Below are 12,030 nucleotides of genomic sequence, written 5' to 3' on the forward strand. Positions count from 1 at the left end.
GCCTGATATAGCGATACCTATGATAATACTACTACTAATCTTTCTTATCTGATATCCCGTTGTGTTGGAATCCTGACGTAGTGAAAGTAAAAGGTATAAAGCAATGAAAGAGCTAACAAAAGCGATAATGGCAGAAAGAGTTAGTAGAAGAGAATTATATACAATTTTTGCAGCCATCTCCATTGCCTCCATCCCGATATAATGCATAGAGACAATACCCGTCCCATGAAAAGAGTTCCCATAATCATCTGGGTTATGCTCACAGAAGGTTTACCCACTATATATAAAGCTAACCAGGATGAAATAATAGCAGGGATAATGGATACAATGACCAAAGTTACATTATAGGTTACAGGAATTGATAAATGAAAGGCAAGCATGGCTACAAAATGCATAGACCATATTCCCATCCCCATTGCAAATGCTCCGCTAAATAACCAAATGTTGCGAGCCGTACCTTTTGATAAATGGATGCGAACCCCTATATTTAATGCAACAAATGAATCCACAATTGCGATAATAATAGAAAGAACAACAAGGGGTAAATTATAAGTACTAGAGATCATTTCCATATAATGCTCCTTTTCGGTATCGAATAATAAATGATTTAAAATAACCGGAATTTAAGATGTATTATTAATAATCCCTATATATTGTTTATTAGTTATTTTTAACTCTAAATAGGGGTCCCGTCCACATTTTAACGAAAACATATGTTAAACAAATTTCGACACAAAAAAACGTTGATTTTACTACTCTAAGTGATTTATTTAGTCTCAAAAACAGTGGTATTTGAGACAAAGGAAATTAAATCTAAAATAGGATGTAAATAGCTCAAAATATGCCTCAAAACTCATCTCTAAATCAAAATCTCAATTAAAATAAGTAATATCGAGTTTTGAGAATTTTTTAGGGTATAAAAAGGTTAAAATGTGTACACCACTCCAAAATATAATAAGTATAAATCTCATGAAAAAATTCTTCATTGTCCTTTCATGAACTTAAAAATTAAACAATCTAATTCTCGACTTAATGTAAGTACCTTTTTATGGTTGATACCATATTCGATAACGAATTGAATTAATTCGTTCCTTTTATCTTCTATCACACTATGTAGCTTTGTTAATTCCATCTATAATCTCCTCTATACCTATTGAATTAATCGGAAAAACATTCAAATAAAAAAACAAAACTAATAAAGATGATACAATACAAATTGGATTTTTCAAAGGTAATAAACCTAAAAGTTTGAATAAATTTTGGGCACAGCCGCATGCCCATCAAGCTAATATTTTGAAGTATCCCCAAAACGAAGTTTATATTATTTTGCAGTTATTTATGAGAATTCAACTCGTTTTTTCGTTTTGGGGAGCAACCAATTTCTTAAGTTGATGGTGAGGTGTTTCTACCCCGTTAATAAAAGGTGGAACTAATAATTCCACCTTTATAAATAATTTTTATTCTTTAATTTTAAATTGTGAAATTAACCTTTCTAATTCTTCAATTTTTCTTTTTATTTGCATAGATTGATTTATTATTTCTGTAATGGATGATGCTTGTGTTTGAATAGCTTGTACGGTTTGATTTGTATCTTTCGCTACGTTTGTAGAAGTTTCTGATACTACTGATAGGGAAGCGTTAATTTCTTCAGTTCCAGCAGACATTTCTTCTGTTGTAGCTGATACTTCTTGGATTTGACGTGTTATTTTATGAATGTCTGTCATGATTGCTGAAAAGGCCTCGTCTGCTTCATTAGCAGCATTTCTTCCTTGTTCCGCTTCTTCTTGACCTTTTCTCATAATTTGAACGGTATCTTTTGTATCTTGTTGAATTGCTTTAATTAAATCATTAATTTCATGTGCGGATTGCTTTGATTGTTCAGCTAATTCTCGCACTTCAGCTGCAACAACTGCAAAACCTTTTCCATTTTCCCCTGCACGCGCTGCTTCAATTGCAGCATTTAAAGCAAGCAAGTTTGTTTGTTCGGCGATATTCGTAATCGCATCTAAAGCTTTATCTATGTCTTGTGTACGCATCACAAGACGCTCTATCATTGTAGATGTTTCTTCCACAGCTTTATGTACATTATTCATTTGAGTAATAGATTGCTTGATTACTTCACTACCGCTATCCACACGATCTGTTGTAATAACAGACACTTCAGCAACAGTTGATGCAGATTCAGCTACTGTTTGCACTCCATTTGCTACATCACTCATTGCTGTTGAACTTTCTTGAATACTCGTAACTTGTCCTACTATTTGTTTGTTTACTTCATGAATCGTTTGAACAGCTTCGTTAGAGATTTGAGATGCTTGTTTTGTATTTTGCAACATACGATCAGTCGAAGAAGTAACCTCGTGTGTTGTTACCTTTATCTTCTCAATTAGTTGTTCCAAATTGTCTAACATATCATTAAAAGAAGTAACGATATTTCCTAATTCATCATTTGCTTCATAAGAAGTACGTACTACTAAATTCCCAGCTGCTACTTCTTTCATATCATGTTGTAATAAAGTAATCGGACGTTTAATCGCTATTTTAATGATATATCCAATACATATAATAATTGCAGTTGCAATAACGGAAATCATAATAAACATCAGTATTGTAGTATGTGCACTGTTCGTATTATTTTTTTGTAATTTTTCTGCCTGGCTATTATTATAGTTCACAAGTTCTTGAATAGAATTAATTGCATTGTGCATAGCAGGCTCAGTGTTTTTTAAATAATAAGCATAAGCTCCTTCATTGTCATTGGTTAATGCTAAATCTTGTGCTTCTTTCATTCGAGTTTCAAACTCTTGAAAGTTTTTTTGGAAATTCTCATATAATTGCTTTTCTTCTTGTGAGTTGATCTTAGACTCATAGTGTCTTAATAACTCATCATTTTCCTTACGTAGTTCGGCTATATTATTTGCTAATTCTTTGTTTCTTTTTTCATCAGTTGTAACCATAAGTTCCATAAATTTACTATTAGCGTCGTAGAAATTAGATTCTACAGATTGTATCCAAAAAATTGGAAGTAATCTGTTGGCATACATATCTGCAGAAGCTTCTCCTGTTTTTTTTAAAGAGATAACCCCTATAATGGATAAGAGAATACATGCGACACTAGCTGTAATCATTAATGTATTCAACTTCGTACCAATTTTGCTGTTTTTTAGAACGGACATTCAACCACACTCCCTTTAAATCTTAATATTACGTTTTATATCTTATAATAAAACCCAACAAATAACGACATATTTTTATAAAATGTCGTTATTTGTTGGGTTTTGAATAATTTAAATTAGTAAAGCTGTTAATCGAGAAGAGAATAATTATAGGATGTGTCACTATCTCGGTAATAGATTAAGGAAATCTTAACTTATTACGATTTATACATAGTAAAAGAGGTTTTGGTGCAAAAATAATTCGCTAGAACCATAGAATAGCAATATCCCATTAACCTTGAAGTTAAGCAGCTAACCTAAATAACTTATGAATGACTTCAACCTCATTTTGGGCATAGTTCACCCACGGGTAAAGCCTGCCCAAAATGAAGTTAGATTCATACATAAATTGTTTGAAATTGCATCATAAACTGTCATTGAACAGTCTATATAGGTTCTATGTCCCTATCAAATGTTTTTTGCACCAGAACCCTTCAGAGTGTCCCATATGACTTGTTTCAAAATAGGAGAGTAGAATATGAGAAAAATAGGTTATGTACGAGTAAGTTCTGTTGATCAGAATCCTAAGCGACAATTACAACAAATGAAGGAAATTGAAGTGGATATTATATATGAAGAAAAAGTGTCAGGTGCTACACAAGACAGACCAGAACTTCAAAATATGTTAAACGACCTGAGAGAAGGCGATACAGTTTATGTAACGGACTTAACTCGAATTACTCGTAGTACACGGGACTTATTTGAATTAGTTGACTACATAAAAAACAAAAAGGCAAATTTAAAATCATTAAAGGATACTTGGTTGGATCTATCTGAAGAAAATCCATATAGTCACTTTTTGATGACGGTTATGGGTGGAGTAAACCAATTAGAACGGGACTTAATTCGAATGCGTCAACGAGAAGGAATAGACCTTGCAAAAAAAGAAGGAAAGTATCAAGGAAGAGTTAAAAAGTATCATGAAAAGCATGCTGGAATGAATTATGCACTTAAGCTGTATGAAGAAGGAAATATGACAGTAAAACAAATTTGTGAAATTACCAATGTTTCAAGATCTTCTTTATATAGGAATCTACAAGGAAAAATATAAGAAAAACACACCCACCTAAATTGGAAAAATTTTCAGATGTGGCGGGTTATTCTTTGAATCGTTTCCGTACCCCATGTGTGGCGTTTTTGCCACACATGAAATAATAAAAAAAAAGAATCGACCAAGGTCAATTCTTAAATAGTTAACTAGTGCTATTTTTATTATTGTACAGGGTCATTTATATCTACTAGGATATTTTTTTCATCAGTGCAATCATCATCTGTATTTTCTTTTAACTGAAGCATTTGTTTGGATTCAGGTTTATTTACCGCAGGATCAAAAACAGCAAAAGCCAACCCTAATGCAGTGCCAAAGGACACAAGCCCCTTTTTTGACTGTTTCCAGTTAAAAAATTTTTTCATAGTGTTTAATATCTCCTTTATCCTTCTAATACAACACTGAATAAATCAAATTATACAATAGATCTTAGTACTAACCATATTCTTAATTTAGAAATAAAAGTTTCTTGAAGGGAGTTATACCTTTATGCATTGGATAAAATTTATGATTAAACAATTCTTAAAAGAGCCTTTGTGGTTTAAAATACTAATTTCTACAACTTTGCTTATTTCAATTATTTTTAGCAGTTCATTTTTTTCGAATAATGCTTATTTTTAAAGCTGTTCCAAGTATGCGTACTTTTAAAACATATATAAAGGCAATGAAAAACTACTTAGAAAACCTTAATTTTTATACAAAAGTGAATCTTAAGTTGATGGATGTGTGGTGCTACCCCCACGATAAAAAGTCATGAGCTAACGAGCCCATGACTTTTTATATGCAATATCACAAATAATCTGGGAACACTTTACAGCCCTTTTCTTGCTCCATATCATGTCCAAAGAAAATAATCGGATTTTCTTTCCTAACAACATCTTTTAAACGTTTTATTGAAGATAAAGCTAAATCCGGATCAAATCCAGCAAACGGTACTTCATCTTCAAAGTTTTCTTTCGTATATGATGCATCAATAGTTAGTAACACTGGACCTGATTTTTCCGTCTCAATTAATAATGACTGATGCCCTGGTGTATGTCCCGGTGTATATATTAATTGAACACCTGGCACTACTTCATAATCCCCTTCAATGATTTTATAGTTTAAATTCGGCAATATACATTCTTTCAAATATTCCTCTCTGTGGAGTGCTGCCTCATATTCAGCACGCTGTACAATAATTGGTGTATTTGTAAAAACGCCATTTCCTCCTGCATGATCAAAATGCAAGTGAGAACTAATGACATAAAGAAGATCTTCTAGCCCATATCCGGCACGCTTTAAAATATTTACGATCCTATCGTTCTCATTCATTTTAGGTAAAATTTGACCTTCAACAAATGTACCTTTAAAAAGATTCTCATTATTAAGCGCACTTTCTGGCATACCTGTATCTACTAAAATAGGTCCCTCTTCTGTCTCCAAAAGATAACACCAAACAGGTAAGTTTAATAGTTTACCCGGTGTAAGTGTACTATTAACTGAAGAATGATCCAACATACAACGACCTGCTGGGACGAAATAAAGCTTCTTTACTGTCATTATGTATCCACCTTTACAAATAATTTAGGATAAAACAATACAATATTTCGCTTATTAGGGGTAGCACCACATTGCCATCAACTTAAGATTTTAAAGTACCCCGAAATGAAGAGAAAGTTGTTACTCTATGTTTCTAACTAACATTTTTGCACCAGAACCAAATCAATTATATTACCTTTGGAATTTATCGTACGATAGAGATACAACCATTGCGATTTTACCTTGATATACGTTTCATCAACTCACCAAGAATCATTAACTTTCTTTAATTGACGACGTATCCGCTTGTTCAATTCAGAACCATACTGATGTATCCATCGTATAATGATCGTATGAGGGATAGATTGTCCCTGCTCTTCCATCATTTCTACGAAATTACAAAAGCTTAAATTGTACGGAAATCACTATCATTTTTACTCGGCTATTGCTGATCGAATAGCATTACCAAATTTCTCCATCTTAGAATTATCATTCTCAAGTTCAGTACGCAAAGCACCGGTGATCTCCAATTGTGCACCTTTTAAAGTTTTACCCCTATTTACGATATTCATCGGGTTGGTCCCCTTGAGATCGTCACGTATACCAGTACTGAAACCTGCGCTGGACAATTTTCCCTCAATCTTATCCTTTAATTTCACATCAAGTCCGCCCATGTAAACTAGTTTTTCTGTTCCTTCCGCACCATGAATAGAAACAACTTTGTTCTTTTGTGCTACCATTTTCAAAGCTATTGGGTCGTCATAATGGGTAGAAGTTAGATGCAAATCATTTCGCCCATCGTTTTTAAAGTCGTCATCTTTTATAGCATTAAATATGTAGTAACTGTAATCACCTAGGGCAACTTTTTTTGCTATTTGGTCAGTTCCAGATTCGATTTTTCCACCGTGAATTGCTAGAATGATTGTATCAGAACTTGGTATATCTTGGGTTTCAATGGTATAATCTATACCTTTTTGGTAATGCGCCGACAATTCTTCAAAGTTATCGTATACATCTGATGCGGCTGAAGCTGTAGACACTGAGAATGCTGAAGCAGCGAACAAAGATGTCAGAGCTAACATGAATTTTTTCATTTCAATTCCCCTTTTCATTTGAACTTTCATTTGTATGATCCTGAATTCGGAAAATGAATACGTGGTCATCTCAAGTAAACAAATGACTCCTGGAGAATCAATGGAACGTATAGCAAGGTAAAATCGCAATGGATATATCTCTATGGTGTGGTAGATTTCGAAAAACAAACCATTGATTTTTATCTGTTGTGCAATTGCTTGTTTTTTAATCATAAATTCACTTATTTTTTATATGAGGATTAATACACACAAAAGTAATTATAACTTATTTTCGCATAATTTGACATATTTATCCATCTACCATTATAACATAACTTCAATCATATGATATTATGGGTCGCCATACATGCCTATCAACTTAAGAAAAGTAAACACCCCAAAAACGAAAAAAGAGATGACTTCTCCAAATAACTAACTGTAGAAAAAGGAAATTTTCATTTTGGGGGTACTTCAAAATATTAGCTTGATAGCGATGGGGCGGGACCCCTATTAAAGTAAGAAGCAGACAAGGATAACATGAGGAATAACATGACACAAAGCGTGTGCAATCATCGCATATTGCAATCCTAGTTTCCGATACAGCCAACCAAAAACCATTCCCAAAATGCCGTTGAGTAAGAAGCAGCGTAGCAGAATAAGGGCGTTCAGACCACCAAACATCGTAATCGTTGCCGGAATATGCCCTGCTGCAAACAAAAGTGCTGATACAATGTTAGCAACTACAAATATCCATACGGGTATATTCTCTTTGTCTTTGCTGCGAGCAAACAGTTTCCACAAGATAAAAGCAGCCAATGACATGAAAAATAATCTCACCATAATTTCTTCTAGTACTCCACCATAAATAACCGAGACTGCCAGATAGACTAGCGAATAATTATCCTTCTTATAAGTTGCCGCGACTTCGGGAATCACTTTGGCGAAAGTGAAGTAATCCGATAATAAAAACAGACCACCCATAATGCCAATAAATAAAGTAATCAGAACACTTTTTTTTGTAAAGGTAAACTTTTTCAGCAAGTTTACCTTATCAGCTAAAATATAACCAAAAAACCCCATAATACCAGCATATAAAATGCCAATCTGAATACCTGAAACTAGAATATATGCTTCTTTTGACATCTTATCCAATATCTGATTTATCATTTCCTGATTCAAAGTAGTAATGCTAAATATTCCGGTCAGCACTCCACCAATAATACCGATTGGTAACATACAAAGTGAAAATTTCAATGCACTCTTATAAGTGTTTTTCATGTTCGTTCATCCCCAATTTGAATTTTAAAGTTCCAACGATACTCTTATACCTCGGCAGTTCCGTCAAAACAGCAAATGTAGGATTTTCTACAATACCTAGTACCATACTTGCTTTGATGGTATCTTCGTGTCGGACAGCCTTTGATCTAAGCTGGAATTCCTCGAACCAGTTATCAATAGCGTCAAAATAGGAATCGCCATGTAAATGTAAACCGTACAGAGAAAAAGTCGAAGTACAGACAGACGAATACTTTTGCAGCATATCCAATGCCTTTTCGTGATTTTCCTGCATGCAATACACCTGTGCAGCCGTATAATATACCTTTACTAACATATTAGGATGTAACTTATTCAGGTCATAAGCATCTGCAAGGACAAAAGTACGGTGTAATATTTCCTCCGTTTTTTCTACACTTGGTGCATTCAGCAACAGATAAGACGGTATTCCTGTAACTAGTGACATCAGGTGCTGATACATACTGATTTGCATGACCTCATTGGCTCTTTTCACATTTCCCATCAGTTGATACGCCTGTGCTATTATTTCATCGTCCGGAGAATGGGGACGGATGGTTTCACCAAGTAAATCCAAAACCTCCTGCGGTTTGTGTAACACAAGATAACAGGTAGCTTCCAACGATACTGCATCTTTGGCAAGCGAAACATCCTCGCATTCTGTTTTTATCCGAATGCACAGGCTGACAGCTTCCTCAAGAATTTCTGTCTGTTTTTCCGGCTCCGCCGCCAACATATGGTGGTTGGCAAACAGCACCGCCATCTGAAGCAGAAGAGGAAAACAGGAATAATATTTTTTTATGATATTCCTGCACTCTACAATCACTTCATCAAAAGGCTTTTCAGCAAAAGCGGACGCAAGCATGTGATACAGCTTTTTAATATCGTCCTGCATCATTTGGGGTGCGTATCCTATCAATTCATCTATACTGATATTGAAATATGTAGCCAATTGAGGAAGAAAGGTAATGTCAGGATAACTCTGTCCGGTTTCCCATTTTGAAACAGACGCTTTTGTAACACCAATATATTCCGCCAGCTCATCCTGCGTAATACCTTTTTCCCTGCGCTTTGCGATAAGTGTTGTAGCAATATTGATTTCTTTCATTTCATCACCTCAGTTATAATTATACAGGTTATTGTCACACAAACCATGGATTTAAAGTTGATTTTCGTTGATAAAATCAACCGCAGGGAAACTCAAAATAATTTTCTTAATTGGGTCCTGCCACATCGCTATCAAGCTAACAAAACAAAATTCCCCCTAAAATGAAAAAATACGCTATTCTTTCTATAGAATCATAGGAAAGGATGGCGTTTTTGTTAAGTTACAATAAAGTTGTTTAATTCTTATTGGACTAACGCGCAGTTTAGTGCAATTATCAAAGATAAGGGAGGATTTCCACCTTTACCTTATTTTAACTTTAGCTCTAGTATAGGGTATGGACGTCCAGAAGAATCTGTTTCCGTTTCATTTACTATAAAAAAGCCATTATTAATATAGAATTTAGTTGCACTCTTATTGTCTTTATTTACATCAACTGTTGTAATATCAAAGTCTTTAATTAAAGAATTAATAATAGCTTTACCGTATCCTTTACCTATTTTATTAGGTTTTAAAAATAACATTTCTAAGTGTTGTTTATTTATAGCAGAAAAGCCAATTAAATCCTCTTTCTCATACCATAACTGGACATTAAGATGTGGGAAATATGAGGGTATTTCTTTTTTAAACTCTTCTCTATCGGTAGCTCTTAAAAAGTGATGAGTAGCTAAAACCGACTCTTCCCATATATTCAAAATTGTATCATAATCTTTCTGATTTGCTTTTTTATATATCATGAATATCTCTCCTTTAGTTCTAAATTATCAACTCCTTCCCAATAAGTATTTTATGATTTTCATGTTATATAGCCACGAGCTTAAAATGTTCATTAATAAAACCTCCAAATAAACATTTATTCAAATGAATTACAATATTAAATATTTATTATTTAGTCAATAACTTTATTATTGATTTTTGAGTACAAATACCTTTAAAAGGATAGAAATTAAACAACTTTAAGGAGCTTTATTACGATACAATGTAGCAAATTTCTTGTATTTTTTATATCTAAGTTTAATAACTTTATTATCACTTTACAGTATTTTTTCATTTTAGGGGGTATTTTGTTTTTTTAGCTTGATAGCGATGTGGCGGGACCCCTTAGAGTAGAAAAAATGGGGCATTTCATGTCGAAAATTGCTTAGCGTACAAAATTCGCGTTTTACGGTCGGGACCCCATGCCCATCAAGCTAACGGTGAGAAACCCTAGCTACACCTTGATTTTTGTACTGTGACTAATGAGTTTTGGAAAAATAAACATGCCAAATAAACCTATGAGAATGTGATTTTTCCGCTAGGCAACTTGTCTTTTATTCACCGTCGTTTCATAGACAACACCCAGAATATCGAAGACGGTCATTTTTTTGTAACGATGACATTTACGACCATTCTTTTTAAGCAATTGATAGAGGCGATGCAGAATTGCTGAGAGTTCATCTGTGTCAACCGCCATTGCTTGGAACAGTAATGGCAAGTAATCCTTAATCATATAAATTGCTTTGTATTCGCTTAGTTCTTGCTTCTGCTTTCCGAGTAGAAACTGTCGCATTTGAAACATCGTAGAGGAACAGATGAGAATGCCAATGAGTTGACCATACAAATGGCATTCAAGACGTTCTTTTTTGATGCCCTTACACTCATCAATTTCAAAGAACGACTTCCATGTTTTAAACAAAATCTCTATTTGCCAACGCAGTGAATACAAGGAATGCACATAGTTAGTCGGTACTTCTTCTGGCGATGTGTTCGTAATATATACATTCATGCTCATCAAATGCTTACTTTTATCCTTCATGATAATACCCTTTTTCTTCTCACGTATTGCTTGATTTTTCAAACGTGTTTGTGTTTGATCGTCGGTTAAACGATGGATCATGACACGTGCTGGAAGCTTCTGATTTTGGCCAATATATGCCTCGGGGATTTCCATCGTTTCACCAGGGGATAGACTAGACATCATTTGTGTCATATCAAGTTGGATGTATTCTGTTTGCTTTTTTAACGTACCATTGTTGAAGTATTTTGGCTCAGGGTTCTTGATATAAATGCGTGTATTCAGCTTCAACCTCGAGATATAGTAAGCCTTTTTATCGTGAATCGCTTGTAAATCACTTAAATCGAAGTAACCGAGATCACGCAAACATAGGTCTCCTTTTTCAACGGTTTCAAGGCAAATGGTACCGTATGTTTTATCATTGTTCTTTCCTGGCCCAAGCTGTACGTTTAAAAATTGACCACTGAGTAAATCGTATTCAAGTTGAATCTTCACCCCTGCAGTATTACTACTTCCACCTGATCCTTGATAGTCAGTGGCGAGGGTATCTGGTAACTGAAACATCGTCGCATCTAAAATACGAATACGATTGAAAATAGACATCATGTATGCAGAAAGCGATTGATTGGAACAGAGTTTTTGTGTGAGAAGAGAAGTAAAGACTTCTCGAAGAAATGCGACAGCTGCTGGATTAAAGCGTTGATTCAATCCTTCCGGGCTCATTAGTACCCCAGCGGAAGCTTCTAACCGACTGCATAATTGTGTAAGTGATGTGCTAGCGATTTCCTGACTGAGCCATACGCAAAGGGCAATAAGTTCGTTTGCTTGATATTTACTAGATCGCTTTACAAAGCCAACTTGTCTGGCGATGTCTTGTAGGACTACTGGAGATAGACAGCGTTGTAATTCTTGTGAGAATAGATGTAATTCTTCAGAAAGCGAGAGGTCCATAAAAAAACGCCATCCTTTCCTATGATTCTACAGAAAGAATAGCGCATTTT

At 34.5% G+C, this 12,030-nt stretch carries 13 protein-coding genes and 1 pseudogene; 2 read left to right on the forward strand and 12 right to left on the reverse strand.

All coding sequences use genetic code 11. The features are described from left to right. The 4 genes from AB1284_RS24875 to AB1284_RS24890 all read right to left on the reverse strand — a co-directional run. The coding region (locus tag AB1284_RS24875; RefSeq protein ID WP_429761883.1) for an MHYT domain-containing protein at window positions 1-207 on the reverse strand (207 nt) is incomplete at its 3' end. Then, the gene (locus AB1284_RS24880; protein ID WP_429761884.1) at window positions 141-572 is read right to left on the reverse strand and encodes an MHYT domain-containing protein; all 432 of its coding nucleotides are present in this window, start codon (window positions 570-572) and stop codon (window positions 141-143) included. The genes AB1284_RS24880 and AB1284_RS24875, both read right to left, overlap by 67 nt. A gap of 410 nt (window positions 573-982) precedes the next feature. Next, complete coding sequence (locus AB1284_RS24885) at window positions 983-1,132, reverse strand: aspartyl-phosphate phosphatase Spo0E family protein (RefSeq protein ID WP_377881862.1); 150 nt, start codon at window positions 1,130-1,132, stop codon at window positions 983-985. 325 nt (window positions 1,133-1,457) lie between these two features. Then, complete coding sequence (locus AB1284_RS24890; RefSeq protein WP_429761885.1) at window positions 1,458-3,176, reverse strand: methyl-accepting chemotaxis protein; 1,719 nt, start codon at window positions 3,174-3,176, stop codon at window positions 1,458-1,460. Window positions 3,177-3,693: 517 nt separating this feature from the next. Here AB1284_RS24890 and AB1284_RS24895 point away from each other — a divergent pair. Beyond that, complete coding sequence (locus AB1284_RS24895; protein WP_429761886.1) at window positions 3,694-4,266, forward strand: recombinase family protein; 573 nt, start codon at window positions 3,694-3,696, stop codon at window positions 4,264-4,266. Between the two features lie 161 nt (window positions 4,267-4,427). On the opposite strand, the gene AB1284_RS24900 is transcribed toward AB1284_RS24895, so the two are convergent. The 4 genes and pseudogenes from AB1284_RS24900 to AB1284_RS24915 all read right to left on the reverse strand — a co-directional run bounded on the left by AB1284_RS24900 (window position 4,428) and on the right by AB1284_RS24915 (window position 6,947). After that, a complete protein-coding gene (locus AB1284_RS24900; RefSeq protein ID WP_429761887.1) occupies window positions 4,428-4,628 on the reverse strand; it encodes a hypothetical protein in 201 nt (66 codons plus the stop codon). A 424-nt stretch (window positions 4,629-5,052) separates the two neighbouring features. Beyond that, complete coding sequence (gene aiiA, locus AB1284_RS24905) at window positions 5,053-5,805, reverse strand: quorum-quenching N-acyl homoserine lactonase AiiA (protein ID WP_429761888.1); 753 nt, start codon at window positions 5,803-5,805, stop codon at window positions 5,053-5,055. A gap of 152 nt (window positions 5,806-5,957) precedes the next feature. After that, window positions 5,958-6,200: pseudogene (locus AB1284_RS24910) on the reverse strand (DDE-type integrase/transposase/recombinase); the annotation flags it as partial. An 18-nt stretch (window positions 6,201-6,218) separates the two neighbouring features. Further along, entirely contained in the window at window positions 6,219-6,947 is a 729-nt protein-coding gene (locus tag AB1284_RS24915) for a poly-gamma-glutamate hydrolase family protein (RefSeq protein WP_429762104.1), read from the reverse strand. 63 nt (window positions 6,948-7,010) lie between these two features. Between AB1284_RS24915 and AB1284_RS24920 the strand changes: the two genes are divergently transcribed. Continuing rightward, window positions 7,011-7,121, forward strand: a complete 111-nt coding sequence (locus AB1284_RS24920) for a hypothetical protein (protein ID WP_429762105.1) — start codon at window positions 7,011-7,013, stop codon at window positions 7,119-7,121. Window positions 7,122-7,367: 246 nt separating this feature from the next. Here AB1284_RS24920 and AB1284_RS24925 read toward each other — a convergent pair whose 3' ends face one another. From AB1284_RS24925 to AB1284_RS24940, 4 genes are all read right to left on the reverse strand, one after another. Further along, complete coding sequence (locus AB1284_RS24925) at window positions 7,368-8,135, reverse strand: CPBP family intramembrane glutamic endopeptidase (RefSeq protein WP_429761889.1); 768 nt, start codon at window positions 8,133-8,135, stop codon at window positions 7,368-7,370. Continuing rightward, window positions 8,119-9,258, reverse strand: a complete 1,140-nt coding sequence (locus AB1284_RS24930) for a helix-turn-helix domain-containing protein (protein ID WP_429761890.1) — start codon at window positions 9,256-9,258, stop codon at window positions 8,119-8,121. Before AB1284_RS24930 ends, AB1284_RS24925 begins: the two co-directional genes overlap by 17 nt. A gap of 305 nt (window positions 9,259-9,563) precedes the next feature. Beyond that, the gene (locus AB1284_RS24935) at window positions 9,564-9,992 is read right to left on the reverse strand and encodes a GNAT family N-acetyltransferase (protein ID WP_429761891.1); all 429 of its coding nucleotides are present in this window, start codon (window positions 9,990-9,992) and stop codon (window positions 9,564-9,566) included. A 557-nt stretch (window positions 9,993-10,549) separates the two neighbouring features. Further along, window positions 10,550-11,980: an IS4 family transposase gene (locus AB1284_RS24940; RefSeq protein ID WP_429761892.1), complete on the reverse strand. Its 1,431-nt coding sequence runs from the start codon at window positions 11,978-11,980 to the stop codon at window positions 10,550-10,552. Between the last annotated feature and the right edge of the window lie 50 nt (window positions 11,981-12,030).

Source organism: Bacillus sp. S2(2024), assembly GCF_050474045.1.
In the GTDB taxonomy this organism is placed as follows: domain Bacteria; phylum Bacillota; class Bacilli; order Bacillales; family Bacillaceae_G; genus Bacillus_A; species Bacillus_A yunxiaonensis.